Raw genomic sequence first — 26,996 nt, forward strand, 5'->3', positions numbered from 1 at the left:
CCCTATATACGAGCCCAATGATACCTAGATGCATTAATAAAAGGATAAAACATGATTGTAAGAACATTAGAAGAATGCCGAAACAGTGAACGTCGAGTAGTCGCAGATACGTGGGAAAGTGTACGTATGTTATTGCGTGACGACAAAATGGGCTTCTCGTTCCACATTACAAACATCTATGCTGGCACGGATACACACATTCATTACAAAAACCACCTAGAGTCGGTTTACTGTATTTCTGGCGAAGGCGAGATTGAAGTGGTTGGTGGCGAAACGTATCCAATTAAACCAGGTACATTATATATCTTAGACAAGCACGATGAACACCAATTACGTGCCTACAAAGATGCTGATATGGTCATGGCTTGTGTGTTTAATCCGCCAATTACTGGTGCGGAAACCCATGATGAAAATGGTGTTTATCCATTAATAGAAGAATAGGTTACGAGTCCCTAGTTTCTAGAGGTTATCGCGGGTAGTTGAACGAACAACACTGATAATACTTCCGTTTTATTGATGTAGAGTCAGCGACAAAGCCTAGTTACTAGGGACTAGCACCTAGAAACCTAAATATAAATTGAAATAATTAAATTCATTGATCTTCATAGGAGCTTATTTTGACTTCTTCAAATAGAAGCCACACTGCCAATAATAAAACTGCAAATCATACCGTTGAAAAAATTGGCGGTACTTCCATGTCAGCCTTTGATGCTGTTCTTGATAACATTCTACTGCGCCCAGAAAATCCATATAACCGCATGTTTGTGGTCTCTGCCTACGGTGGTATTACCGATGCATTATTAGAATGTAAGCGTACGGGTAAACCGGGTATTTATCGTTTAGTTGCTGATCGTGATGATGCTTGGGTTGATGCAATGGAAGAGCTTGAACAGCGTATGTTGCTGATCAACGAAAACATGTTTGCTGATCCAATCAGCCGCCGTCGTGCCGATAACTTTATCAAAGACCGTATCGCTAAAGCGACCAACTGTATTAATAATATTATGGAAACTTGCCAATATGGACAGTTTTCAATGCAGCATTATTTGCCGCAAATCCGAGAGTTTTTATCTTCCATCGGTGAAGCACATAGTGCCTACAATACTTGCTTGAAGCTAAAAACTCTTGATATCAATGCTAAGTTTATTGATTTATCCGGTTGGGATTTAGACGAACAGCAAAGCGAAGGTAAAGATGTTTCGGGTAATCTTGATACGGTCATTGAAAATGCCCTTCAAGATATCGATATGAACAAAGAATTGCCGATTGTTACTGGCTATGTGTACTGCTCAGAAGGCTTAATGAAAACCTATGACCGTGGTTATAGTGAAATGACATTCAGTCGTTTAGCGGTATTATCAAAAGCTCAACAAGCGGTCATTCATAAAGAGTACCACTTGAGTACTGCTGACCCGCGTATTGTTGGGCCTGAAAAAGTACGCCCAATGGGACAAACTAACTATGATGTTGCTGACCAACTCGCCAACCTAGGTATGGAAGCGATTCACCCAAATGCCGCATCAGGTTTACGTCGCAGTGGCATTGAGCTTGTGATTAAAAATACCTTTGAGCCAGAGCATAAAGGTACTTTGATTTCTCATGCTTTCAACCCGCACAGCTATGCTGGCAATACGGATAAAGTTGAGATTATTGCAGGCCGTAACAAGGTCTTTGCATTACATATCTTTGACCAAGCAATGGTAGGACAAGCCGATAACGTTGGTTATGAATTAATGGAAATCATTAATGATGAGCGTGTCCAACTGGTTGGTAAAGAAATGAATGCGAACTCAATTACTTATTACTTAAGCGGTAACTCGAAGAGTAAAAATAAAGTGTTGTCTCGTGCCGAAAAAGCGTTCCCGAATGCTAAAATTACCGGCAAAATGGTCGCCTTGATTTCAGTCATTGGTGCATCAATTGATACCAATAAGGCGTTAAGCCACGGTATGATTTCATTGATGAATCAAGATATTACTCCTCGAGCGGCGCACTCATCGATGCGTAATGTTGATGTACAATTTGTGGTTGATGATGAGAATTATGAGTCGGCAATTTGTACTTTGCATGAAGAATTTATCGATGGCGTAAAATCAGATAAAAAGACTGAGAAAGAAAAAGCCGCTTAAGATTGATTACATTCAATATAAGTTGCATTCAGTATAGCTAAGTAGACAGTATAGCTAAATAGAATCAGCCCCTGTTGACACTAGTCGCAGGGGCTTTTTATTGGTGCTAGAAGTTAATATGCGTACAGGATACTCATGTGGCTAATTGCGCTGCCAGCGAAACTCCATTTGCTTGGCTGTCGCTTCTGCCGTTTCAATACTAGTTAATTCGCTGACAATAAATAAACTCATATCAATGCCAGCAGAGATCCCACCTGAGCTAATTCGATTACCATCCTGTATCCAACGAACATTCTCTAATACTTTTAGGTGAGGAAATTGTTGGCGTAAATCTGCTATATCTTCCCAGTGTGTGGTGGCTTTATGATCTTGCAGAATGTCAGCTTTAGCCAGTAAAAAAGCGCCAGTGCAAACGGAAGTGATTAAAGGGACGGTTTGGCCTTGCTGAGAAATCCAATCAATAGCCAATTGATTATTGATTTCTTGAGTGTGATCGCCACCTACAACGATTAAGACATCTAATTTAGGGTGATTTGAAATGTCATAATGCGGCAGAACGTTAAATCCTGAGCGAGCTTTTACTGGCTGCAAGTTTTCTGCAACCAAAAATACATTAAATGGAGAAGGGCTGCATACGCGATTTGCGGTCGTAAAAACTTCATATGGCCCGGAAAAATCCAGCACTTCAGCATTATCATAAATATAGATACCAATGTTCATTTATCATTCCTTGAATAAATATACCCAGAGGTCACAGGGGTATATTAGTTTACCTTTCACTTCCTTTTACAATGAATTGTCTCGAATAGGAAGATTAAAACATACCTACCTTGTTTTATGTGTCATTATTAGAGATAGATATATCAGTTTTTTTGGTATACAAAATCAAATTCAGTACACAACATTAAAGAGAAATGCTATGAAGCTTTTAGTCCGCAATCTTGCTCGCCAAACCACAGAAATTGAAATGCGCAAATTATTTGAAGAATTTGGTGAAGTGGGTGAATGTACCCTTGTTCTGGACCAAGAAACTGGCCAGTCAAAAGGCTTTGGCTTTGTATATATGCCTGATCTTGATCAAGCAAAAACAGCAATGTTTGCATTGAATGGTAAAGAGATTGATAAGAGTAAAATCAAAGTAAAAGTGGCGAGCTAGTCGCTAACGTTACTTATTATGCTCGTAGTATCTGTTATTACGAGCATTTATATCCAAGTGAATTCTGCACTTTGCAGTTACTTGGGGATATAATGTTGCTGCCTTACGTCTTTTTTAACGTTACTAGCAATATGCCCGATAAAATCATGCTTGATGCTAGCACAAAAGACATCGTGATCGGCTCTTGTACAAAAATCATCCCACCTAATGCCGCAATGACGGGCACCAGTAGTTGAACAATACCAGCCTGAGTCGCAGATAATCCCTTCAGCGCAATATACCAAATGGCATATCCCACACCAGAGGTGATTGCACCTGAAATAATGGCAAGCGTTACCCCTGTTTGGGTTAAGGTATGCTGAGTCGCTAAAATATAACAAACCACCAGTAAACAGAGCGGTAGGCTACGAATAAAGTTTCCTGCGGTATCACTTAAAGGGTCGCGACTGTCTTTGCCTCTAATGGTATAACCTGCCCAAGCAACGCCTGCGATTACCATTAATAAAAAACCACTAAATGATGGCGTCGATAAACTTGGTAGCACTAAGCAAACAAACCCGCTGAACGCTAAACATATCCCAACCCACTCGACCAATTTAAGCTTATTACCTTTCAATAATTGGTAAATAATCATGGTGATTTGTACTGCACCAAATAAGATCAATGCGCCAGTTCCGGTACTAATGGAAAGGTAGGCAATCGAAAAGCACAGAGCATAGATAAACAGAAATATTGACGATATGGCGCTGCCTTCAAGTGTCGGGACTCTGACTGCTTTATTTTTTGATGCAGACGTTGTGATGACTAAAATAGCCAACATGATCGCGCCTGATAATAACCGCAAACTTGTAAAGCTGAGAGGGTCGATATTGTTGTCGATTAACGCAAGGCGCGCGAGTACTGAATTGGCAGCAAAAGCGATTAAGGCAAAGAGCATGAATGTCAAAGTGACGAATGAATATTGCGTTGCTTTGTTCAAACTAGAGTTCACAGCTTTTTGCCCTTTATAGATATGTTTATTTAAAGCATATCTTGTACGTTGAATTAATGGTGTGAGTGATCGTCATTATGTTCATGCTCATGTTTCATGCCTGACATGACTTTTTTAACTGGTACATCTAGCGTTTCAGTTTCACCATTGGCATAAGATAAATTGACCGAAATGGTCTCACCTTCAACGAGCGGTTGCTTCACGCCTAACAGCATAATGTGATAACTACCCGGCTTTAAGACCACTTCACCTTCTGCTGGCAATACAATGCGATCCACTTGACGCATTTTCATCAGATCACCCTCTTTCTCAACCGTGTGTAATTCTGTTTTTTCAGCTACATCGGTCGAGGCTGACACCAATTCGCGATCTTTATTCATGTGGTTTTCAATCGTCATGAATACCGCGCTGTTTACCGCATTCGGTGGGGTAGCGCGTGCATAAGGTTCATCATATTTTAATCCGTCATGAGCTAATGCAGAGCCACTAATGAGTAGGCTAGATAAGATTAAAGTAGCTTTTTTCATTGCGCGTTTTCCTTTTCAATTTGTTGAATAGCGAGAATAAGAGGTTGCGGGTTTAAAGTGTGAGGCACTTTTTTGAGTAATGAGCCGTCAGGTTTTACAAAGTAAAAATATGAACTGTGATCAATAGTATAGGTCAATGCTGAATCAGCTAATTCTGTTTTTTGAAAGATCACCCCATATTGGTGAGTAAGTGTGCTGATAGTTTGTAATGAGCCTGAATAACCTTCTATTTGAGGATGAAAATAATCTGCATATTTTTGAGCATCAGTGCCAGAATCACGTTCAGGATCAAGCGTGATAAACATCGGGCGAACGTCTTTTAAATATTGAGGGTCAATTTGCTTTAAAGCAGCGGCAAGCATAGCCAGTGACGTTGGGCAAACATCCGGACAACGAGTGAAACCGAAGTAGATAATACGAATGCGTGGGTCATCGGTAGAAAAAATATCGACTTGAGTATCGCCTTCGGTCTCAAGAGTGAAAGAAGCCGTTGGTTCGGTCTGAGCGCTGTCTTTTTGTAGATATAAGTTTAGCGTTACGCCGAGAGCAAAAGCGAACACCAGTATTAAAATCCATGATTTCTTCATTTTTCCATCCTGATTGAGGTATAAACTTTATTCCCTTGTTGGTCAGTTAAAGTACCAATCCAAGTCATTTTACTATAGGTGCAAATCGGTAGAACAATCGTACCCTGAAACTGACCATTTTTTTGTTTTTGTACCGGGAATTTCACGACGCCTAAATCCATTTCCAACCCTCTAAGAGTCAGCATTAATTTATCACTTTGGTTATCGGGCCAATTAACCTCAATATGTGTCGCTTTCAATGGTTTTGCTATGTCGGTATCGAGTGTGATGGTAACGTCTTGTTGTTCGCATTGTTGGGTAGACAGAGCGCAATATTGCGATGCTTCTGTTGGTAAATTGACTTGGTTTGAAGCATTAATAATATTGATTATCTTGGGTGCATAGAAGCCGGCAAGTAAAGTAATAGGTACCAGGAGAAACAAAACCCAAGTAGTGCGATATTTTGATAGATGAAAGCGCAAAGTCATAATTTACTGTCTTCATGAAAATGTTGGAAGATGCTACCACATAGCCATGACAGATAAAGCACCTAGCGGGAGATTCTTGAAGTGAATGGCATTTGTATATGAAAAAGCCCAAACCGAAAGCCAGGTTCGATTTGGGCTGAAATAAATATGGCGCTAGTCGGTTCTAATCTTTCTTTTGAGCGACTTTTTCTAGCAACCAAACAATCGCTATTCCACCAATCATGCAAACAACCGCCAGCATAACTTGTGATGGTTGACCGACAATCTGCTCAAACTGGTGAGGTAATAAGTTGTGCTGAACTAGAGGCACTTGCTCGCCGTGAGAATTAATACGCCAGCTGATGGTTTCTTTCCAAGGCCAGATTTTTGGTAGTGTACCTATCATCAAGCCGGTTAAAAAAATCAAGGTTGCTGAGCGATGTTTATTGAGTAACCACGAAAGCAAATGTGAAAAACTCAACAAACCCACAACCGCACCAATGGCGAATAAACCAAGTATGCCAATATTAAGCTCTTTAACAGCAGTTAAGATGGTTGGGTAAATACCAAGTAGTAACAGTATAAAGCTTCCCGAAATCCCAGGAAGGATCATCGCGCAAATCGCAATCGCACCGGCGAAGATTAAATTCAGGGTAGTCGGTTGTAGATCTAAAGGTTGCAGCACCGTAATGGTGTAAGCGAACGCAACACCAACTAATAGAAAGATAACATGGTGCAAGCGGCGATCTTCCACTTGCTTAAGAATGTGAACCACAGAGATCAGAATCAAACCGAAGAAAAACGACCACAACGGAATCGGGTGGGTGACGAGTAGCCAAGAAATCAGCTTCGCTAGAGTTAAAATACTGGTCAAGATACCGCCGAATAACGCGATAAGAAAACCGGCGTTAACATGCGTCAATACCGCTTTAAAACCTTCACGTTTCCACAAGCCAAATAAGCTTGGGTTTACTTTACGAATACTACCTAGAAGCGTGTCATAAATGCCCGTAATAAAGGCAATTGTGCCACCAGAAACACCAGGTACAACGTCGGCCGCACCCATTGCAATGCCTTTAAGATAAGTCCAAAGATAATTCATAAACCCATACCATTAAAATGAATAACCATGTCCATGTTAACCATAGATAAATTTGAGCGCGTAGGTTGTCATGGTTTATGGAAAATGAAAAGTTCTACTTGTTCTAATGAACGTTTATTTACTGAAATGCCCACCAAAAAGCTTGGTAAAAGGCGGCTTTAGCTTCTTTTTCGATCATTAATCCATTGGAGGTGATTAAGCGGTCAAATGGCCAAGTCATTACTTCTTGAATCGACACGCGCAACATTGCTTTATTTTTGAATTTACGGCGTTCGTGATAAGGCAGGCGAAGTTGATGTTTTCCACCTTGCAGCAAAGACGCTAATTTTTGTCCGGTGGGCAAGTGAGGCTGGATTGCGACAAGGTTGTCACTGACAAAAAGCGTGCGACTAACCGGATCACAAAACAACATTTTATTGGGTGTATCATCGTTACCAATCGCGGTTTGAAAAAGCTGTCCTTGCCATTGCGGTGGTGTTTGCTTGGATAGTACACCATCAAAATTGAGGTCGGTTCTTTTTTCAATTAAAGCATGAGTGGCAAAAAAGTAGGCTTTGGAATAAGCGAGCCACCAATCGGATAAGTGCTGGTGGTAACTTGGTGTCGAAGACACGATGTATTTTACTGCGCCGAGTTCGGTCAAGGCGAGCTGGCATTGGGTGGTTAATTCAATTGGCGTGATAAGCATCAGTTCATCATTGGCCAATTTAATGATCACCATACGTTGTATATGCGTTAAACCAAACTTACGATAAGGTTTATCAATGTACCAAATTCGGTTTGGTTCCCATTCTGTAAACATCAGGCTTGCTTCCTTGCAAACAAATACTCAGCCAGAGTGTATAGCAAATGGGGTATCATTGTCTTTTGTTATCAACGGAATTAAGCTTACGATTTAAAAGAGCGAGATCTTAACCCATCCTGTTCTATTTATCATATTGGAGAGATTACTTTGCATTCATCAAGATAAATCATTACTTTTTGATTTGAGAGTTCCTCTTTACTCGCAATAATGGAATATATAAATTAAGAAAGGGAATCAAATGCAGAAATCTCTAATATCGTGTGCTGTTGTGCTTGCTTTAACTTCATGTGCAGTAACCGCTGCAGTTGTTGAAGATGGTGATGTTCTTGCTCAAGAACAACATTTAGTTCGGGGAAATGGTGCTGAACCAAGTACGCTTGATCCATCATTCGTTAACTCGGGAATGCCTGGTGATATTATTGTAAACGATATGTTTGAGGGGTTATTGGTTGAAAACTCACAAGGAGAGGTTATTCCTGGTCAAGCAATTAAATGGCAAACTTCTGATGATGGGAAAGAGATAACGTTTACTTTACGTAATGATTTGCAATGGTCGAATGGTGAACCAATATTAGCTTCTGATTTTGTATTTGGGTGGCAGCGAGCGGTGGATCCTAAAACTGGAAACAATACGAGTCATTATTTTATAACTGCTAATGTTTTGAATGCTAAAGAAATATTGAGTGGAGAAAAACCTAGCTCAGAGCTTGGTATCAAAGCATTAAATGATAAAGTTATTCAAATTAATTTAGAAAAACCAACACCATACTTTTTAAGTTTAATGAGTATTAAAACGTTTTTCCCATTACCTCAGAAAGTTGTTGAAAAATATGGAGATAAATGGACCCGACCAGAAAATATAGTGACGAATGGTGCTTATATTTTGACGAAGTGGGTTCCAAATGAATATGTCGAAGTTGTTCGTAATGACAAATATTGGAATGATAATAAAACGATCATTAACAAAGTCACCTACTTAGGATTATCATCGCAATCGGCAGAGCTCACACGCTTTCAATCAGGTGAAATTGATATGACTAATAGAGTTCAATTGGAATATTATCAAAAGTTAATGAAAGAAAACCCTGAATTGATAAAAGCGCAGCCTTTATTAGGTACTTATTTATATTCTTTTAATACGAAGCAAAAGCCATTTAACGATGTTCGTGTTAGAAAGGCGCTAAGTATGGCTGTAAACCGAGATATTTTGGTTGAAAAAGTGACTGCTCAAGGTGAACCTGCTGCATATTCGTTAGTACCGTCAACCATCCCAAATTACGAGTCTAGTCTTCCCGAATTTTCAAGTTTAAGTCAAAAAGCACGTATGGAAGATGCCATGCAATTGTTGGCACAAGCAGGCTTTGATAAACAAAATCCGTTACAGTTTACTTTGACTTATAACACGAGTGAAAATCATAAAAAGATTGCATTGGCTTTGGCGTCTATGTGGAAACCGCTAGGAGTAAAGGTTGAGTTACAGAATATGGAATGGCAGTCATATGTAGCAAGTAAGGGGACGGGGGATTACCAAGTTGCGCGTTCTTGGGCGTTCGCAGATTATCCAGAGCCATCTGGTTTATTAGATGCGTTTACTTGTGACCATATATCAAACGAAAGCGGTTACTGCGATCCGAAATTTGATGAGTTAATGATAAAGGCAGGGAATGAGCCAGAAAAAGGGAAACGATATCAGTTATACCAAGAAGCAGAAAAACGACTGAATCAAGCTGAACCTTTTATTCCTTTACATCACTATATGCATACCCGAATAGTGCGCGAAACACTAAAAGGTTTTCCGGCCAATAATTCGAAAGGGAATATCTACGCAAAAGACATGTATTTTATTGAAAAATAAAGAATGTGTTATTAATAAAGTAACCTGCTACCTTGCCGGTTACTTTATTTAAGCGATTTAATCCGTCAAGAATTTGGTGAGATGATAGAGCTTGTTATAAATCGTTTCCAAGGCAGCATAAGCAGAGCAAAAATAACCAAAGCGTAGAGCATACTCCAGCCTAAACAGGCAAATACAATCACACACAGTAGAGTCGAAATCCCAGCCAGATATTTTGCCCAACCTTTTAATAAGCGGTAAGCAGAAAGCATCGCCAATAAATACAACAGAACGAATACGCTGTTAGCCAGTTTCACCAATACTTCGAGATCTAATTGAACAATATGACCTAGGCTAATCGATAAAAAAAGTATCGCCGCTACCGCATAAGTTGCCCACGTTGGAACGCCACGTTTAGAAAGGACCGCCAGACGGTTGGTTGGACGATATTCTCTGGCTTGAGCCCAGACTAGGCGAATCATACTTTGAGTATATAAGTTGATGCTTGCAAAGCAGGCAAAGTAGCCGATAACGGTGATCACCATACTTAAACCATTACCTAATAACTGTTCGCTCAGCCAAGGAATCGAACTATGCGCAGCAATATTGGGTTCAAAAGCATGAAATTTTAAAATCACTACCGAGCAAGCCCAGTAAATAAAGCCTGCTAGAAAACAACCAAGAATTATCGCGATAGGGAAGTCTCGTTGTGGATTTTTAAATTCTTCCCCCATATGCGAAAAAGCTTCTATGCCAACAAAGCACCAAAACATCACCGCCAGCGCGCTACCTAGTGGTAAAGCGGCAGAGGCATTTAAGCTTGGCATTGGTATGTCAGCTAGCCCGATATCGCCCTTCCAAAAGAACACCGCCACTAAGGCTAAAATACTCAAAGCAATTAATGCCTGAAATTGAGATGAAGATTTACTCCCAAGTAACGTTAAACTTAAGATCAGCAATAAACTGATGACCTCAGCCATATATTGATGTGCCATAAAAGTCGGTAGTAGTTCTTTACCAAAACCGCCCGCAAGGGTAATCGCAGCAGGTAGTCCAACAGGTAATACACTTAAAAATAACCAAGCGACACTGCGTTCAACTTTGCTATTGAAAGCCTTGCGAACAAAATAGGCGGTGCCACCCGCATTGGGGAATTGTCGGCCAAGAAGGGCAAAAGTGAGCGCGATAGGACAAATCGCTAATAACAGAATTAACCAAGCCCATAATGACCATTCGCCAGCCAAGTTTGCGGCAATGGCTGGGATCATAAATAACCCAGTGCCTAATAATGTAGTTGAAAGTTGTCCAACGCCACCTAATAAGGTGATTTCTTTTTTTAATTCTTGGCTCATTGTCGCTCGCTTAAAGGTAGATAGGCATAGCAGTGAATAATCGGCTTTACATTAGCCCAAAGCTTGAAAGTACCACAATTCCTAAGGTTGTCGTTATCATCGAACCAACGGTCGTTAGGGCGATGATATTGGCGGCTAAGGTGGCATTACCGCCCATTGCTCTTGCCATAACATAACTTGCCGCGGCGGCAGGAGAAGCGGTCATAAAGAAGATAATGCCAAGTTCTAAGCCACGGAATCCATACCAAAATCCCCCTAATGTGATGAGTAGAGGGCAGAGAATAAGTTTGTAGCTACTTGAGATAATATTGGACGCTTTATCGTGACGCAGTTCGCTAATATTGAGAGAACCGCCGGTGCAGAGCAGGGCGAGTGGGAGTGTCATGTTAGCAAAGTACTGCCCAGTGTGAATCATCATATCAGGGACGGGAATCGATAACTCATGAATCGCAAAGGCGAACACAATCGCAATGATTAAAGGGTTCTTGACGATCGAAATCAGCATATTGCGGTAGGTACTCAAGTTTGATTGCTGACTTCGCGGCGATAAGGTAATCACCGCTAAAATATTATACAAAACGGTAATCGCGGCGACGTAAATCGCAGCAAGAGCCACACCTTGTTCTCCATACGCATTGGCCACATAAGCTAAACCGATAATGCCAGTATTAGACCGAAACGCACCCTGAATGATCACCCCGTGTTGATGGTTGTCTGTTAATAGCCATTTGACCGTAAAAGTAGCCAGTAAGAAAAAGGCAATATTGGCAATGAGGCCATAGGTGACTAAGGGGAAGCTGCTGTCGCTAATTGAATCGGATTTAATAATACTTAAAAACAGTAGGGCGGGTAGTGTGACTTTAAATACTAACTTGGAAGCGGTATCGATAAACGGTTCATCAATGATTTGAAAACGTCTGAGCAGGATCCCCAGTAGTAACATCAAACAAATGGGGCCAGTAATAGTGGCGGAAAAGAGAAACTGCTCAATGATGCCTGACATGATTAATCCATTAAATATCAGTGGCGAAAGGATAGACATTTTTATCACATTTAGATTCAATAAAAAATGGACTTGATGATAAATTCATCATTTAAAAACGATATAAAATATAAAATATAAAATATAAAATATAAAATATAAAATATAAAATCTTGCCTTTGCCTTTCATGATTGTAACCATGCTTGGCTTTGTGCGTGATTGGCCGCTTTAAATAGGATAGGTGATGAGCAATAAAATATATTTCAATACTCCAAGTCGTTTTAGTTTAAAACGCAGTTTGGTGAATGTGTCTACTCGCTTACATCACACACTTGCGCGTAAACATGCGATCAAAACGGCGAAGAAGTTATTGCTTACGCCTGCACGTTTAAAGGTCAAAAATTCAGAGCCTAAAGGTTTAATCCGCGGCAAAGTGACGAGTCCACAAGGTCAATTAACGACCTACACATTAGGTAGTGGGCCAATATGGCTAATTACCCATGGTTGGTCGGGCTCTACTTCTCAGTTTTATCCATTAATGGAACATATTGCTCAACAAGGCTTTACTGTACTAGCCTTTGATTATGCTGGCCATGGTGAAAGTGAAGGGCAGTTTGGCCACTTGCCGGCTTTTGTTGATGCGCTTGAAGTCATTGCTGATTCTTGTGACGACATTGTCGGTGTTGTGGCTCACAGTATGGGAAGCGCCGCAGTACTTGAATCTAAGCATCAAAAGTTTCAATCAGTACCTCTTTTGCTGGTGGCTCCAGTGTTAAATTATTTAGAGAACCTGATGCAAGCGGTGAGTCGTTCGGGCTTTTCTATGAAACTATTCAACGCCGTGATTGCGGAAGTCGAGCAAGAATACCAATACCCACTGCAACGTATTAATCCACAGCAACATCTACTTGAACGTCAAGTAACTACGCTGATTGTTCACGATCCGGATGATAAAATCGCGAACTTTTCCATTAGTGCAGAAATGGCAAAGCAAAGCTCGTGGGTAGAATTAGTTGCTGCAGCCAGTTATGGGCATAGCCGCATCATGAAATCTCAAGAAGTCATGGATAGTTTTGATTCGCTATCGAAAAAATAAAGCTTGAGCTCTCGCCTAGGTTTGTATACAACATAGGCAAGTTAATTAAGTATACTTTCATAAGGATATGAAGATGATAAAAGAAAATGCCTACTTTGATGGCAATGTAAAATCACTTGGCTTTACTCAGCAAGACGGTGATAGCAGCGTCGGTGTTATGGTGGCAGGGGAATATACTTTCGGTACCGCTGCACCAGAGCGAATGACTGTGATTAAAGGTGCACTGACGGTGAAACTACCGAATACTCAAGAATGGATCACCTACCAAGCGGGTGAATCGTTTAATGTGATTGGTGATTCATCGTTTGATCTACAAGTACCCGTCGATACTGCTTATTTGTGTGAGTACTTGTAAGCAGGCTTAGTCTGATTATGTAACTGTATTAAAAACATGGGGTGATTTACTGCCCATGTTTTTTTATTTTCGTTACTGAATACCTCCTCGCGTTAACCTCAACCACTCCTATTTTGTTAAAAGATCCCCTACAATTTGTAATCACTTTATATCAATGGGATGATTAAGCTTCTCCCTGAAAGTTTTAGAGCGGCATGATGCCAACACAAGCTCGATATGTATAAAGGAATAGCATGAGTGCAATAGCGGCGATTCGCCCTCTGATACTGCTCTGTATCAGTTCTTTCTTTTTAATGATTAGCCACGGTTTAAGTGGTTTATTACTTCCTGTGCGATTGGCCGATGAGAGTGTTGATGTCCAATCGATAGGTGTGATTTTATCGTTATATTCTGTTGGCTTTTTGTTTGGTGCGATTTGGGCGAAAAAGATCTTACGCCGAATTGGCTTAGTCCGTACTTTTGCGATGTGTGGCAGCTTGGCCGCGACTGCGATTTTGATCATGGGGCTCGATTTTAATACCTATGTCTGGTCGATAATGCGCGCGGTGATGGGCTTTTGTATTGCTTGTGCAATGGGAACACTTGACACTTGGTATAATAGCGTTTCAACAGAGTCCAACCGCGGTAAAGTTTTGGCAGTGAACCAAGTCGTCATACTTGCTGCGATAACTTTGGGGCAGTTTGGCTTGGTTCTCGCACCACCAAGTCAAGCTACTTTATTTATTATCTGTGGTTTATTGTTCAGTATTTCGATTAGTCCAGTGGTGTTTATTTCTCATTTTGAGCCGAAGATTGAAACCTTCACCCCGATTTCTTACCGTGAACTTTTCTCGCTTTCCCCTTTAGGTTTTGTGGCCTGTTTTTTGTGTGGCGTACTGTATTCCATCGTAATGAACATTTTGCCGTTATATGCCAATGATGTCGGTATGGATAAGCTGCAAATCTCGATGTTTATGGGGGCGGCAACCGCTGGCGGGATTATTTTACAACTGCCAATTGGCTATTTATCCGATCGTTTTGAACGCCGTAAAGTGATCTTATCGGTTTGTTGTGTTCTGTTACTTTCTACTCTCTTTTTAGCATTTAGTTTAAGTCAATCGACGTTTACTTTGTCGCTCATGCTGGTGGCAATAATGATGGGGATCATTGCTTGTTTATACCCATTGAGTATTTCGGAAACCTTCGACAGAGCACTGAAAACACAATTAGTGCCGGTGTTATCAGGTTTATTATGTGTCTACGCCATAGGTTGTATCGTTGGACCATATTCAGGCTCTATGGTGATTAAAACTTGGGGTAATGATGCATTGTTTTCTTTACTTAGCTTGTTGGAATTTGGCTTAGTGATTTTCATCTTGTATCGCATGTCTGTTAGGCAAGCTCGCCCAGTAGAGGATCAAGAGCAGTTTGTTATGCACACTCCATCATCTATTTCGGAAGAGTTGGATCCTAGGACCGAATATCATGAGTATTCAGCGCCGTTCGAGCGAGCCTTTGAGCAATTTCAGCTGCACTTAACAAAGGGAAGTGGCGATGCTATCCGATACTTAAAAACCCTTTCTCAAGTCCAGCCTGAGTGGGTGATCCCGCTTATCAGAAGAGTGCCAGATCTAAGTCAATTAGATTTAATCGCCCTATACAGAGTGCTGTCGTTAACCGCATCAGAGCGCTTAGATGAGTACGTATCGGTGGTGAGTGAGTTAGATTACCAACAAGCAGAAAAACTGGCCGCTTGGTTATTTGATAAAGAGCCAGAAGGGGCTTATGCATCGTTAGCTGCCATGACCACCGCAAATGACAACGAATCTATTGGTATGATTGAAACCTTAGTTGAATCTCACCCTGAGAAATTATCAGAGTTCACGCAACAGCTGGTGGATAATGTGGTTGAAAGTACAGAAAGTATGCGTGCTGCCGATAGAGAAGCGGCAGATATGAATCATGCAGTTGCTGATTTACTCTCAACGGTAGAACAATCCGCACCACAACATACTCAAGAACTGGTAGCGATTATAGAAGAAGCCATCGCTGAGCATGAATTGGATAGCAGCGTGTTTGATTTGCCTAATGAAGAGGGGGAAAACCAAGCAGACAGTGATAGCTCAACTAAACTAGGGTAAAAATAGAGACAATATTATTTATAAGGTAAAATGTAATTTTATCTTAGTTAAGCTTACTTCTTGGAGTGTTTATGTCTATTACTGTGCTTGATCCTAAAACAGCATTGATTGTTATTGATTTACAAAAGGGCATTTTAGCGCTGCCAACTTGCCATGACACCGATCCTGTTGTAGAAAAATCTTGTCAGTTAATTAATGCGTTTCGTGATAATCAGCTGCCAGTTGTTTTAGTCAATGTTGCGGGTGGCGCACCAGGTCGTAACGAGCAAGCGGCTTCACATGGTGAGCTTCCTGCTGATTGGGCAGATCTTGATGCACGTTTAAATGTTAAGCCCAGTGATCACTTAGTAACCAAGAAAACGTGGGGCGCATTCACCAACACGGATTTAGATGAATATTTGAAAGCGAACGCGGTGACTCAAGTGGTTGTCGTTGGTGTTGCAACCAGCATCGGTGTGGAATCAACCGCTCGCCAAGCATGGGAACTAGGTTATAACGTAACGCTAGCCACTGACGCCATGACAGATTTAAACCTAGATACGCACAATAACAGCGTGAATTTAATCTTCCCTCGTTTAGCGGAAACAGGCTCAACACAAGATGTGCTTGATTTACTGAACGCATAATAAGATTAATACCAATCGCACTAATTATCTGATCATTCTTGCTTGTGAAAAGCCTCGATAACTGCGTTATACTTTTCGTTTATAAAGAAGTTAATTGTAGAATAACTACTTATCGAAAATTTATGCCTTGTTCTCAAGGCTTTTTCCTTCGCAATTTCTGAACATCTAATTAATTTGATTGGTATAAGAAAAACAAAAAGAGGCCGAATAGTGGATTATTCGGCCCTTTTGTTTTAGATGTGCTAGCAATAACTAGACGTTATCAGACTTGCCGGGTACCGCAATCAAGCCTGTTGTGATGTGCTCATCTTTGGCTTCAACATGCTCAATCACTTGGCCAATATAGGTTTCCACCGTATCTCCTACCGTATCGTTATCTTCGGTAAAGTAAGCTAAATGAAAGACCGCATCGCCTTCATTCACCAATGGCAGTGTTTGTTGACCAATTACAATGCCATCTTTTGGCGCTAGCATGGTGATCTCTTCATGCCCAAGAGGTGAGCTAATGTAAGCCAATACTTGGCCTTTATTCACTCGATCACCCAAGGTTACCATGGTGCGTAAAATGCCATCACTATCTGCACGGATCCAGCTGGTGGATTTAGCAGTGACAGACTCTGGCACCTTCTTACGGCTTGGGCGATGCATGCCAAGTTCTTGCATAACACGTAATACCCCAAGAACCCCAGCGTTTATTGCAATGGGTTCAAAGCGTAGTGCTTCACCTGCTTCATAGGTCAGTACTGGAATACCGCGTTTTTCTGCTTCAGAACGAAGTGAACCATCGCGTATTGCAGAGTCGATAATCACTGGAGTACCAAACGCTTTTGCCATTCGAAGCGTATCTTCATTATCTAAACAAGCACGAATTTGCGGCAAGTTCGTTCTATGTATCGCACCAGTGTGTAAGTCAATAATGTAGTTGGCTTTTTCGGCGACCTCTGTGAAAAAAGTATGGGCAATACGCGATGCCAAAGAACCTTTTTCTGTACCCGGAAAGCAACGATTAAGATCGCGGCGATCGGGTAAATAGCGAGATTTATGAATAAAACCAAAGACGTTAACGATAGGTACCGCAATTAGCGTACCTTTAAGCTTACTCGCATCCACTTTTTCAATGAGTTGGCGAACAATTTCTACACCGTTTAGCTCATCACCATGAATGGCTGCGTTGACCATTAATACTGGACCAGCTTGCTTACCATGAATGATCTCAACCGGAATCGACAACGGTGAGTGGGTGTAAAGCTTTGCTGCTTCTATTTCTAAAACCTTTCTTTCACCGGCTCGCACGGTGTGATCCATGAATTTAAAAGGTGAGTTTTTTCTCACTCTTTTTTTTTCACCACGTCCTGAATTAACCACGCCCACGAGTTTTCACTCCTTTTGCTGACGCATTTTTTTCAATAAATTCAACGATCATACCCGCGACATCTTTGCCTGTTGCCGCTTCAATTCCTTCAAGGCCTGGGGATGAGTTCACTTCCATCACTAAAGGCCCACGAGAAGAGCGAAGCAGGTCAACACCAGCCACGTTTAATCCCATGATTTTCGCTGCTGCGACCGCTGTTTTGCGCTCTTCTGGCGTAATGCGAACTAGAGAAGCCGTGCCGCCACGGTGCAAGTTAGAGCGGAATTCGCCTTCGCCTGCTTGTCGTTTCATGGCCGCAATAACTTTATCGCCAATAACAAAACAACGAATATCTGCGCCACCAGCTTCTTTAATATATTCCTGCACCATGATGTTGGCTTTTAGTCCCATAAAGGCTTCGACAACACTTTCGGCCGCTTTACGAGTTTCCGCTAGAACCACACCAATACCTTGAGTACCTTCCAGCAACTTGATCACAACTGGAGCCCCGCCTACCATTTCAAGTAGGTCTTTAATGTCATCGGGCTTACTCGCAAAACCTGTAATTGGCATACCAATGCCTTTGCGCGATAGCAATTGCATAGAACGTAATTTGTCGCGAGAACGGGTAATCGCTACCGATTCGTTAACAGGGTAGACACCCATCATTTCAAACTGACGCAATACTGCTGTGCCATAAAAAGTGACCGAGGCACCAATACGCGGCACGATAGCATCGAAGTCTTTCAGCTCTTCACCTTTAAAGTGGATCTCTGGTTGCTCTGAGTTAATGTTCATATAGCAGCGTAACGCGTCGATCACTTTGACTTCATGGCCACGGCTCTGACAAGCTTCAATTAAGCGCTTAGTTGAGTACAAAGAGCGGTTGCGAGATAAAATTCCGATTTTCATAAATCGTGATCCTTAGAATCTGTTGAATGAGTGGTAGGTGAAGCAATTAAAAATGATGCCGTAGGGTCGACAATAATACGATGGTGCATTGCCGTGCGGCCTAGCAACATTCTAAATAACATATTTTCTCTATTGGTTAGCGTGACCTCAATTGGCCACTGCTCACCACTAAAAGCTAGCATGGTTTCGATAACATAGCGTTTTTCTTCATGGCCGCCGGAGTCTTTCACCGTTCGTTGGTCGATCACTTTAGCCACGCACTCTTTAACGAATTCATCGTTTTTCTGTTGAGGATGAATCCAAAAGCGAACCCAAAGCTCACCATCTTGTTCAAAAGGTTCAATCTTAAAAGTATGCAGGCAAGAACTGCGCGCACCAGTATCAATTTTTGCTTTGATTTGTTCAATGCCAAGCTCTGGTAAAGCCAACATTTCCCGCCATCCTACAATGATTTTTTTAGTCATATGTATATCGCTAAGGTTGGATAAATAAATGCACTCATGAGAAAGAGCGCCTGAAAACCAATGCTATTTAATAAGCATATAAAAATTGTGTCTATAGACTATAACAAATGATTAATGTGAAGGGTGATGTTGGGCGCGAATTTATCAATATTTTTTTTGTGAGTCTTGTGAAAAGTTTTTGTTTTTACGATAAAAAATACTGTTGATAGGAATGATTAGTTGACCAACAAAAAAAACCTTTCCCACATAGGGTGGGAAAGGTACCTCAAAGGAAAATAACATGAACCAATCAAGGGACTAGATTGGCCTCACGAATACTGCCATGTATTCATTTATTATTAAGTAGAATGCGTGCCATGTTTATAACTAATTGTTTTAAAGTGGTTTTTTTGTTTTTCAGTGGTATGGAGTATCTATGGCTAAACTCTTTTGCACAATTTTGAAACTAAGGTGATGGGTTTTGGTGCGATTACTGGAGTGGAGTTCAAGCTCTGATGAAAAACGTTTATCCACCTATGGTGAAAATACACAAAATTCTATTTATTATTCTTATCGTTTTTACCTATTAATAGAATCTGTAAAACTCACTGTTACATTATTAGCATTGACGTAAAATTTTGCGCAGATAGGAGGACAGCTCCTCTGGATGATTTTATGAGGATGTCATGATGAAAAAAGCATTGGTGGTTGAAGGCGGCGCAATGAGAGGCGTTTTTGCCAGTGGGGTGCTTGATAGCTTTTTAGAGCACGACTATAGCCCTTTTGATTTTGTTATCGGTGTTTCAGCGGGGGCATCAAATTTGGTTGGTTATTTGGCCGAGCAACCAGAGCGTAGCTATCGTGTTATTACGGAGCTTGCGACTAGCCGAAAATTTTATAATCCTCTTCGCTTTGTAAAGGGAGGCAATCTCGTGGATGTAAAATGGTTGGTTGAAGAGTCTAATCGACAATTTCCAGTAGATAGTCAAAAAACGTTTAATCGAATTCCTTTTTATGCCGTTGCAACCAATGTTGAGACTGGGCGCGCCAGTTATTATCAAGTTACTGAAAATAATCAAGCGAAAGCTCTAGAAGCGACAGCAGCACTCCCAATAGCCTATAAACAAACGCCATGTTTTTTCGGTGAATGTTATACCGATGGCGGCGTGGCGGATTCGATTCCCGTAATTGAAGCATATCGTCGTGGTGCGCGGGATATCACCGTGATCTTATCCCATCCGCTTAGTTATCAAATGCAACAGCCTAAAGTGACTTGGTTGACTAAGAAGTTATTCGCACGCCATCCTCATATTGTTCGCTCGATGCTACTGCGGGCAAGAAACTACAATAAAACGCTCGATTTTATTCATAACTTTCCAGAAGATGCGGTTATCAGGGTGATTGCGCCACCAGAAAACTTTGCAGTGAAACGCCTAACAATGAAAAAGCCGATCTTAGAAAGCGGTTATAAAATGGGATTAGAATCTGGGTTGCGACATTTAGCGCATCGTTCAGTGAGAGTGAATGAAAGAAAGCGGCCAGTACTCACTTTGTTATGAGTGTACTCATTTCTTCATTCTGAGCGAGGCACTTAGATCTATAATCTAAGTGCGATCAGTTAAAGTATTAGAAATGAATACTTAGAATTTCGTGATTAAGAAAATAACCCTGAAGACAGGTAGCGATCCCCTCTATCACAGACGATGGCAACTACTACTGAACCCGGGTTATTTTTAGCGATTTCAATTGCCGCATACACGGCACCGCCAGAGCTAACCCCGGCACTAATCCCTTCTTTTTGAGCTAAGGCTCGCGCTGTTGTTTCTGCGGATTTTTGGTCAATGTCGATAACTATATCGATCGTTGAATCGTCATAAATACCCGGTAAATATTCAATAGGCCAGCGACGAATACCCGGAATGGCACTCCCTTCCGAAGGCTGTAATCCAACAATACAAACGTCTGGATTTTGCGATTTAAGATAGCGAGAAACGCCAACAATGGTACCTGTTGTTCCCATGCTAGAAACAAAGTGAGTGATTTTCCCATGGCTTTGTTGCCAGATTTCTGGCCCCGTTGAACCAAAGTGGGCATCGGGATTATCTGTATTATTGAACTGATCGAGTACAATACCTTTGCCTTCATTTTGCATTTGAAGTGCTAAATCTCGAGCGCCTTCCATTCCTTGCTCTTTAGTGACCAAGATAAGTTCTGCACCATAGGCTTTCATTGAGTCTTTGCGTTCTTGAGTCGAGTTATCAGGCATGATTAAGATCATCTTGTAGCCTTTAATCGCTGCCGCCATGGCTAATGCGATACCTGTGTTACCACTAGTCGCCTCGATAATGGTATCACCAGGTGTAATTGTTCCGCGTTTTTCAGCTTGGGTAATCATATTAAGCGCAGGGCGATCTTTAACTGAACCAGCAGGGTTATTGCCTTCAAGTTTAACGAGCACAGTACTTTGATTACCTACTACAAGCCGCTGCAGCCTGACTAAAGGTGTGTTACCGACATAAGATTCAATCGTTAGAAATTCAGACACTGGTATTCCTCTATGCTGATATATTGCCAGTTGCTATTGTGTATCTACCATCGCTATTAATACAATGGTAAATAGAAATAAGGTAAACAATTTATGGTTTGATAATATTCCAAAAAGTTCTATTTATAATCTTTGTTATTAATAATGTATAAACATACTCTAGTCACAAAGGATGTCACCTTGGAAAGTGAATTAGGAGTATGAATATAATGAAAAAGATAAAGTCAGTATTTGCTGCCCTGTTAATCGCAAGCTCGTTTAATGCGTCAGCACAAGACCAAACTATTTTGAACTCTTCTTACGATATCGCTCGTGAATTGTTTGCAACCTATAACCCAATTTTTGCTAAACATTGGCAAGAAAAAACAGGGAATACCATTGAGATCAAACAATCACATGGTGGTTCTTCTGCTCAAGCACGTTCTATTCTGCAAGGTTTATCGGCCGATGTTGTGACCTTTAATCAGGTTACCGATGTTCAGGTATTACATGATAAAGGGAAATTGATTCCTGCCGACTGGCAAAGTAAATTGCCTAACGCTAGCTCTCCATATTATTCAACCACTGCATTTTTAGTTCGCAAAGGTAACCCTAAAAATATTCAAGACTGGGGCGATTTAGCGCGTGAAGGTGTGTCTTCTGTATTTCCGAACCCTAAGACTTCAGGTAATGCTCGTTATACTTATTTAGCAGCACTTGGTTATGCACAGAAATCATTTGGTAAAGAAAATGAAACTAAGCAAGATGAATTTCTAAAGAAAATGCTAGCTAACGTTGCGGTATTTGATACTGGTGGCCGCGGGGCAACAACATCATTTGTTGAGCGTCAAATCGGTGATGTACTTATCACGTTTGAATCAGAAGTGAACAATATTCGTAAACAATATGGTGAAGACAATTACGAAGTCGTGGTACCAAAAACATCGATTCTAGCGGAATTCCCTGTTGCCGTTGTTGAGCGAAATGCAAAACGTAATGGCACAACAGAAGTCGCGACTGAGTACCTTTCTTACTTATACAGTGAAGAAGCACAGCGTATGCTTGCTGGCTTTAACTACCGTGTTCATGATGAGAAAGTCAAAGCTGAATTTGCTGACCGATTCCCTGAAGTTGAACTACTTACGGTAGAAGATATTGCAGGTGGTTGGGAAAATGCAATGAAAACACAGTTTGGAAATGGTGCAAAACTCGATCAATTGCAACGTCGTTAATCTGCATTTCTTAGTATATGGTTACCTCTCGCTGGGGTAGCCATTCATTTTGATAGATTATTTTGAGGGTTTATGAGCGGATCTCACGCACTTTCTCGCCCAAAACAGCAACGAGTACTACCCGGTTTTGCCATTAGTTTGGGCATATCACTTCTCTTTGTGAGTTTGATTCTTTTACTCCCTGCAACTGGATTGGTGATGCAAACAAAAGGCATGTCACTCAGTGAATACTGGTATGTTATTGCCGATCCTCGCGTGGTAGCCAGTTATAAAGTCACGGTTGGAGCCGCATTTGTTGCTTCGTTGTTTAATGGTGCCTTAGGTTTATTACTCGCCTGGGTTTTAGTTCGCTATCAGTTTCCTGGAAAGCGTATTTTAGATGCTTTAGTCGATTTACCCTTTGCACTACCAACCGCAGTAGCGGGGATAACTTTAGCGACCTTGTACTCCAGCAATGGGTGGATTGGCAGCCTTTTAGAAGACGTCGGTATTAAAGTCGCGTATACCCCTTTAGGTATTATCGTCGCGATGGCTTTTACGAGTATTCCGTTTGTTGTGCGTACGGTTCAGCCCGTCTTAGAAGAAATCTCTCAAGAGGAAGAAGAAGCAGGAGTGACACTTGGTGCTTCTGACTGGGCCGTATTCTGGAAAGTTATTATGCCTTCCATTCGTCCAGCCCTGATTGTTGGCGTTGCTTTGTCATTTACACGTAGCTTAGGTGAATTTGGGGCGGTGATCTTTATTGCCGGCAATATGCCATATGTTAGTGAAATCACATCATTAATGATATTTGTTCGCTTGCAGGAGTTTGACTTTCCAGCGGCCAGTGCGATTGCTTCGGTTGTACTTCTCACTTCATTGTCATTGTTATTGCTGATAAACCTATGGCAAGGCGCTTATTTACGCCGTATTCACGGTAAGTAAGGGGGATATGATGTCCAAATCTTCACGTATTGGTGAGAAGCCTTTAGTTAAATGGAGTTTAATTTCTCTTGCGCTTTTTTTCGTTGTCATTCTTTTGGTTATTCCACTGATAAGTATTTTTCAACAAGCTTTTGCAAGTGGAATTTCTACCTATTTTAATAACTTGAGTGAGCCTGATACGCTTCATGCTATTGGCTTAACTTTGATTGTGGCATTACTGACTGTGCCAATTAATTTGGTGTTCGGTGTAATGTTGGCTTGGTCGGTGACTCGATTTGATTTTATTGGTCGTAAGTTTTTAATCACCTTAATTGATATACCGTTTGCGGTATCGCCAGTTGTCGCAGGTCTTTTATATTTGTTGCTATACGGAAGCAGTGGTTGGCTGGGTGAGTGGTTATATGAGCATGATTTACAAATTATGTTTGCTTGGCCGGGAATCTTATTGGTAACAGTATTTGTTACTTGCCCATTTGTGGCGCGAGAGTTGATTCCATTGATGCAGCAACAAGGCCAGTCAGATGAAGAAGCAGCCGTGATTTTAGGGGCTTCTTGGTGGCAATTATTCCGTCGCGTAACACTACCTAATATCAAATGGGCCTTGATTTACGGTGTGATTTTGACCAATGCACGTGCGGTTGGTGAATTTGGCGCGGTAGCCGTGGTATCGGGCAATATCCGTGGTGAAACCAACACCTTACCATTACATGTTCAATTGCTGTATGAGGATTACCAATCAGAAGCGGCTTTTGCCAGTGCATCGTTATTAGCATTTATCGCATTATTAACTCTGATTTTTAAAGCCATCGTTGAGTGGCGACAAGAACGTAACCATATCAATAGTCAGCAGTCTCAACAGCAGCAACAAGGTGAATTATGAGTATTCGTTTAAATAATATTTCCAAGCAATTTGGTAAATTTGAGGCACTTTCACCGCTCTCGTTAGATATTGAAAATGGTGAAATGATAGGGCTGCTGGGGCCTTCAGGTTCGGGTAAAACCACGTTACTGCGTATTATTGCTGGATTAGAAAATGCCAACACAGGTTCGATTCATTTTGGTGATAAAGATGTTACCAACGTTCATGTGCGTGATCGCCGCGTAGGATTCGTGTTCCAAAACTATGCGCTATTTCGTCATATGACAGTGGCTGATAATGTTGCTTTCGGTTTGCAAGTCATGGAGCGTTCTGTTCGACCTAACGCTGCTGAAATCAGTAAACGAGTTAAGCAATTATTAGACATTGTGCAACTTGGCCACTTAGCCGGTCGCTATCCTGAACAACTTTCGGGTGGGCAGAAGCAACGTATCGCTTTGGCACGAGCTTTAGCGACCAAACCTGAAGTGTTATTACTTGACGAGCCTTTTGGCGCATTGGATGCAAAAGTGCGTAAAGACTTGCGCCGTTGGTTGCGTAATCTTCATGATGAATTAGGCTTTACCAGTGTATTTGTTACTCACGATCAAGATGAAGCTTTGGAGCTTTCTGACCGTGTTGTGGTAATGAGTAACGGTAAAATAGAGCAAGTGGATTCACCGGTAGAGCTTTATGCTCATCCAAACAGCCGTTTTGTGTTTGATTTCTTTGGCAACGTTAACCAATTTGAAGCCAAATGGAATAACAAACATTGGCAAGATGGAAATGCTTTTATCCTTCCCCCTATGGAGGAAAAAACGCAAAAAGATGGTGCGCTTTATATTCGAAGCCATGAAGTCAGCATCTCGGCTAAACCTAATAGTCAGGCATCATTGCCATGCAAAGTTGTTGCGATTAACCCAGTAGGGGCAGAAGTTCGTGTAGAGTTATCACCAGTTGGTTGGGGCTCAAATGAGTTATGGGAAGCGAAATTGACACATCAAGCATTGAATGAGCAATCATTTAGTCGTGGAGATGAAGTTTATGCTACCCCACAAGTCGGCTACTTTTTTGCTGATGATGCAAAAGGCGAACCTGCGATATTGCGTTGGCCATTCCTTGCACCGGGTAACTTAATGTTTGATATCTAATTAGTCTATAACCGAGTTACTTGGGTATAAATACTTTTGATTAAATAGCAAAAAGCGAGCTTATTTTGAGCTCGCTTTTCTTATTCTTTCTATTGAAATCTTTTAATGACTCTGCGACTCAAACGCCAATACTTTCTGTTCTACTTTGCGGAATACTAGTGACAAGATGCCATTGACGATTAAGTAGAATGCACCAGCAATACCAAATACTGTCAAGGTGTCATAGGTTTGAGCATTAATGCGTTGTGCGTAGCCCATCAAATCCATAATAGTGATAGTACTGGCTAGGGATGTGCCTTTAAATACCAAAATGACTTCATTGGAATAAGCCGGAATAGCACGACGAATCGCATAGGGTAGTAGTACACCTAGTGTGGTTTTGGTGTTCATACCTAGTGCGCGACAGGCTTGCCATTGCCCTGATGGAATAGCATCAAATGCGCCTTTAAATAGTTGAGTACTATAAGCAGCAGTGTTCAGTGCTAACGCTAACATCGCGCAGAACCAAGGTTGGCTTAACCAGTTCCACATAAAGCTATCACGAATCCACTCAAACTGACCGGGGCCGTAGTAAATAAGGAAGATTTGCACTAGTAGTGGTGTGCCAGTGAATAGGGTAATCAAAGCACGGCTGAACCAATGAACGACAGGCAAACGTACGATTAATGTCATGGTCATCAGCAGTGACAAAGTACAACCGACCAATAACGCAACGGCTGTTAATTCGATACTGGTTTGCAGACCATCAAGTAGTTGCCAAACATGTTGTTCGTTCATGATTGTGCTCCTAGTGGCTGTTTCTTCTTAGGTTTACTTGAAACCATATTGGCATCTTGTAATTGATATTTTTTATTGAGAATGGCAATAACACGTTGAGTGATTAGAGTAATCACGAGATAAACTGCGGCCGCCGTTGCATACCAAGTAAAGCTTTGGTGAGTGGCAGCGGAAGTTAATTGTGCTTGTTTGAGTAAATCGGTCACACCAATCAGAGAAACCAAGGCGGTATCTTTCAATAGTACTAACCATTGGTTAGTTAAACCGGGTAGGGCATGGCGCACTGCTTGTGGCAGCACAATGCGAATAAAAGCACGAGGCTTAGATAAACCTAAAGCAGTCGCCGCTTCGGCTTGACCTTTCGGTACGGCTTTAAGCGCACCACGTAAGGTTTGGGCTGCATAGGAGGCAAAGATAAGTGATAACGCAATCACCCCAGAAAGAAAGGGGCTGATCTCGATATATTCACCAGTAATGTAGAATAAGATTTGTCCTGAACCAAAGAAAATGAACAAGACAACAAGCAGCTCAGGTAACCCTCGAATTACCGTCACCAAAGCCGTGGTTGGCCAAGAGATCAATTTCAAGCGCGACATTTCGCCACCTGCAAAGATCATAGAAAGGACCAAGCCCACAGCAAGGCTGGTAAAGGCTAGCTGAATTGTCAGCCAGCTCGCGTCAATTAACGCTAGAGAGTAACCTGAGAACATCACTTAT

28 protein-coding genes are annotated in these 26,996 nt (G+C 41.4%); 13 read left to right on the plus strand and 15 right to left on the minus strand.

What is annotated here, in order from left to right:
* The first annotated feature begins 51 nt into the window (after positions 1-51).
* A complete protein-coding gene (locus K358_RS0104500; protein ID WP_027695697.1) occupies positions 52-441 on the plus strand; it encodes an ectoine synthase in 390 nt (129 codons plus the stop codon).
* Positions 442-617: 176 nt separating this feature from the next.
* The gene (locus K358_RS0104505) at positions 618-2,129 is read left to right on the plus strand and encodes an aspartate kinase (protein WP_083962748.1); all 1,512 of its coding nucleotides are present in this window, start codon (positions 618-620) and stop codon (positions 2,127-2,129) included.
* Positions 2,130-2,270: 141 nt separating this feature from the next.
* Here the strand turns inward: K358_RS0104505 and K358_RS0104510 are convergent, their stop codons facing one another.
* Positions 2,271-2,849, minus strand: a complete 579-nt coding sequence (locus K358_RS0104510; protein ID WP_027695699.1) for a DJ-1/PfpI family protein — start codon at positions 2,847-2,849, stop codon at positions 2,271-2,273.
* 199 nt (positions 2,850-3,048) lie between these two features.
* Between K358_RS0104510 and K358_RS0104515 the strand changes: the two genes are divergently transcribed.
* On the plus strand, positions 3,049-3,285 hold the full coding sequence (locus tag K358_RS0104515) for an RNA recognition motif domain-containing protein (protein ID WP_027695700.1): 237 nt from the start codon (positions 3,049-3,051) through the stop codon (positions 3,283-3,285).
* 103 nt (positions 3,286-3,388) lie between these two features.
* Here the strand turns inward: K358_RS0104515 and K358_RS0104520 are convergent, their stop codons facing one another.
* The 6 genes from K358_RS0104520 to K358_RS0104545 all read right to left on the minus strand — a co-directional run bounded on the left by K358_RS0104520 (position 3,389) and on the right by K358_RS0104545 (position 7,740).
* Positions 3,389-4,276: a DMT family transporter gene (locus tag K358_RS0104520; RefSeq protein ID WP_244875224.1), complete on the minus strand. Its 888-nt coding sequence runs from the start codon at positions 4,274-4,276 to the stop codon at positions 3,389-3,391.
* A gap of 53 nt (positions 4,277-4,329) precedes the next feature.
* Positions 4,330-4,803, minus strand: a complete 474-nt coding sequence (locus K358_RS0104525) for a copper chaperone PCu(A)C (protein ID WP_027695702.1) — start codon at positions 4,801-4,803, stop codon at positions 4,330-4,332.
* Positions 4,800-5,390: an SCO family protein gene (locus K358_RS0104530; protein ID WP_027695703.1), complete on the minus strand. Its 591-nt coding sequence runs from the start codon at positions 5,388-5,390 to the stop codon at positions 4,800-4,802. The genes K358_RS0104525 and K358_RS0104530 overlap by 4 nt, the downstream gene beginning before the upstream one ends.
* Entirely contained in the window at positions 5,387-5,857 is a 471-nt protein-coding gene (locus K358_RS0104535; protein WP_051241182.1) for a hypothetical protein, read from the minus strand. The genes K358_RS0104530 and K358_RS0104535 overlap by 4 nt, the downstream gene beginning before the upstream one ends.
* 163 nt (positions 5,858-6,020) lie before the next feature.
* Positions 6,021-6,938: a polyprenyl-phosphate transporter gene (locus K358_RS0104540; RefSeq protein ID WP_027695705.1), complete on the minus strand. Its 918-nt coding sequence runs from the start codon at positions 6,936-6,938 to the stop codon at positions 6,021-6,023.
* Positions 6,939-7,056: 118 nt separating this feature from the next.
* Positions 7,057-7,740, minus strand: a complete 684-nt coding sequence (locus K358_RS0104545) for a DUF4336 domain-containing protein (RefSeq protein WP_027695706.1) — start codon at positions 7,738-7,740, stop codon at positions 7,057-7,059.
* A 241-nt stretch (positions 7,741-7,981) separates the two neighbouring features.
* Between K358_RS0104545 and K358_RS0104550 the strand changes: the two genes are divergently transcribed.
* Entirely contained in the window at positions 7,982-9,598 is a 1,617-nt protein-coding gene (locus K358_RS0104550; RefSeq protein ID WP_027695707.1) for a peptide ABC transporter substrate-binding protein, read from the plus strand.
* A gap of 65 nt (positions 9,599-9,663) precedes the next feature.
* Here K358_RS0104550 and yjeH read toward each other — a convergent pair whose 3' ends face one another.
* Both yjeH and K358_RS0104560 read right to left on the minus strand, forming a co-directional pair.
* The gene (yjeH, locus tag K358_RS0104555; protein WP_027695708.1) at positions 9,664-10,929 is read right to left on the minus strand and encodes an L-methionine/branched-chain amino acid transporter; all 1,266 of its coding nucleotides are present in this window, start codon (positions 10,927-10,929) and stop codon (positions 9,664-9,666) included.
* Positions 10,930-10,975: 46 nt separating this feature from the next.
* Positions 10,976-11,932, minus strand: coding sequence for an AEC family transporter (locus K358_RS0104560; protein WP_027695709.1), 957 nt, complete (start codon positions 11,930-11,932; stop codon positions 10,976-10,978).
* Between the two features lie 224 nt (positions 11,933-12,156).
* Between K358_RS0104560 and K358_RS0104565 the strand changes: the two genes are divergently transcribed.
* From K358_RS0104565 to K358_RS0104580, 4 genes are all read left to right on the plus strand, one after another.
* A complete protein-coding gene (locus K358_RS0104565) occupies positions 12,157-13,008 on the plus strand; it encodes an alpha/beta hydrolase (RefSeq protein WP_027695710.1) in 852 nt (283 codons plus the stop codon).
* Positions 13,009-13,081: 73 nt separating this feature from the next.
* Positions 13,082-13,363, plus strand: a complete 282-nt coding sequence (gene ppnP, locus K358_RS0104570; protein ID WP_027695711.1) for a pyrimidine/purine nucleoside phosphorylase — start codon at positions 13,082-13,084, stop codon at positions 13,361-13,363.
* A gap of 233 nt (positions 13,364-13,596) precedes the next feature.
* A complete protein-coding gene (locus K358_RS18065; RefSeq protein ID WP_051241183.1) occupies positions 13,597-15,483 on the plus strand; it encodes an MFS transporter in 1,887 nt (628 codons plus the stop codon).
* 71 nt (positions 15,484-15,554) lie between these two features.
* Complete coding sequence (locus K358_RS0104580; RefSeq protein WP_027695712.1) at positions 15,555-16,109, plus strand: isochorismatase family protein; 555 nt, start codon at positions 15,555-15,557, stop codon at positions 16,107-16,109.
* Positions 16,110-16,361: 252 nt separating this feature from the next.
* Here K358_RS0104580 and K358_RS0104585 read toward each other — a convergent pair whose 3' ends face one another.
* The 3 genes from K358_RS0104585 to K358_RS18070 are packed head-to-tail and all read right to left on the minus strand — an operon-like array spanning position 16,362 to position 18,836.
* Positions 16,362-17,414, minus strand: a complete 1,053-nt coding sequence (locus tag K358_RS0104585) for a succinylglutamate desuccinylase/aspartoacylase family protein (RefSeq protein ID WP_051241207.1) — start codon at positions 17,412-17,414, stop codon at positions 16,362-16,364.
* Between the two features lie 52 nt (positions 17,415-17,466).
* Entirely contained in the window at positions 17,467-18,372 is a 906-nt protein-coding gene (gene rimK / locus K358_RS0104590; RefSeq protein WP_027695714.1) for a 30S ribosomal protein S6--L-glutamate ligase, read from the minus strand.
* Positions 18,369-18,836: an ATP-dependent zinc protease family protein gene (locus K358_RS18070; protein WP_051241184.1), complete on the minus strand. Its 468-nt coding sequence runs from the start codon at positions 18,834-18,836 to the stop codon at positions 18,369-18,371. Before K358_RS18070 ends, rimK begins: the two co-directional genes overlap by 4 nt.
* A gap of 665 nt (positions 18,837-19,501) precedes the next feature.
* On the opposite strand from K358_RS18070, the gene K358_RS18075 reads away from it, so the two are divergent.
* The gene (locus tag K358_RS18075; RefSeq protein WP_051241185.1) at positions 19,502-20,374 is read left to right on the plus strand and encodes a patatin-like phospholipase family protein; all 873 of its coding nucleotides are present in this window, start codon (positions 19,502-19,504) and stop codon (positions 20,372-20,374) included.
* A gap of 95 nt (positions 20,375-20,469) precedes the next feature.
* On the opposite strand, the gene cysM is transcribed toward K358_RS18075, so the two are convergent.
* On the minus strand, positions 20,470-21,360 hold the full coding sequence (gene cysM, locus K358_RS0104605) for a cysteine synthase CysM (RefSeq protein WP_027695715.1): 891 nt from the start codon (positions 21,358-21,360) through the stop codon (positions 20,470-20,472).
* Positions 21,361-21,569: 209 nt separating this feature from the next.
* Here cysM and cysP point away from each other — a divergent pair, with 209 nt between their 5' ends.
* From cysP to K358_RS0104625, 4 genes are all read left to right on the plus strand, one after another.
* The gene (cysP, locus tag K358_RS0104610; RefSeq protein WP_027695716.1) at positions 21,570-22,571 is read left to right on the plus strand and encodes a thiosulfate ABC transporter substrate-binding protein CysP; all 1,002 of its coding nucleotides are present in this window, start codon (positions 21,570-21,572) and stop codon (positions 22,569-22,571) included.
* Between the two features lie 72 nt (positions 22,572-22,643).
* Positions 22,644-23,495 (plus strand): sulfate/thiosulfate ABC transporter permease CysT, encoded by an 852-nt coding sequence (gene cysT, locus K358_RS0104615; protein ID WP_027695717.1) that lies wholly within the window; start codon positions 22,644-22,646, stop codon positions 23,493-23,495.
* Positions 23,496-23,505: 10 nt separating this feature from the next.
* Entirely contained in the window at positions 23,506-24,375 is an 870-nt protein-coding gene (cysW, locus tag K358_RS0104620) for a sulfate ABC transporter permease subunit CysW (protein ID WP_027695718.1), read from the plus strand.
* Complete coding sequence (locus K358_RS0104625; RefSeq protein ID WP_027695719.1) at positions 24,372-25,502, plus strand: sulfate/molybdate ABC transporter ATP-binding protein; 1,131 nt, start codon at positions 24,372-24,374, stop codon at positions 25,500-25,502. The genes cysW and K358_RS0104625 overlap by 4 nt, the downstream gene beginning before the upstream one ends.
* 102 nt (positions 25,503-25,604) lie before the next feature.
* Here the strand turns inward: K358_RS0104625 and artM are convergent, their stop codons facing one another.
* Both artM and artQ read right to left on the minus strand, forming a co-directional pair.
* Complete coding sequence (gene artM, locus K358_RS0104630) at positions 25,605-26,279, minus strand: arginine ABC transporter permease ArtM (RefSeq protein ID WP_027695720.1); 675 nt, start codon at positions 26,277-26,279, stop codon at positions 25,605-25,607.
* Positions 26,276-26,992, minus strand: a complete 717-nt coding sequence (gene artQ, locus K358_RS0104635) for an arginine ABC transporter permease ArtQ (RefSeq protein WP_027695721.1) — start codon at positions 26,990-26,992, stop codon at positions 26,276-26,278. The genes artM and artQ overlap by 4 nt, the downstream gene beginning before the upstream one ends.
* Between the last annotated feature and the right edge of the window lie 4 nt (positions 26,993-26,996).

It is taken from the genome of Vibrio litoralis DSM 17657 (genome assembly GCF_000426765.1).
Lineage (GTDB): Bacteria > Pseudomonadota > Gammaproteobacteria > Enterobacterales > Vibrionaceae > Vibrio > Vibrio litoralis.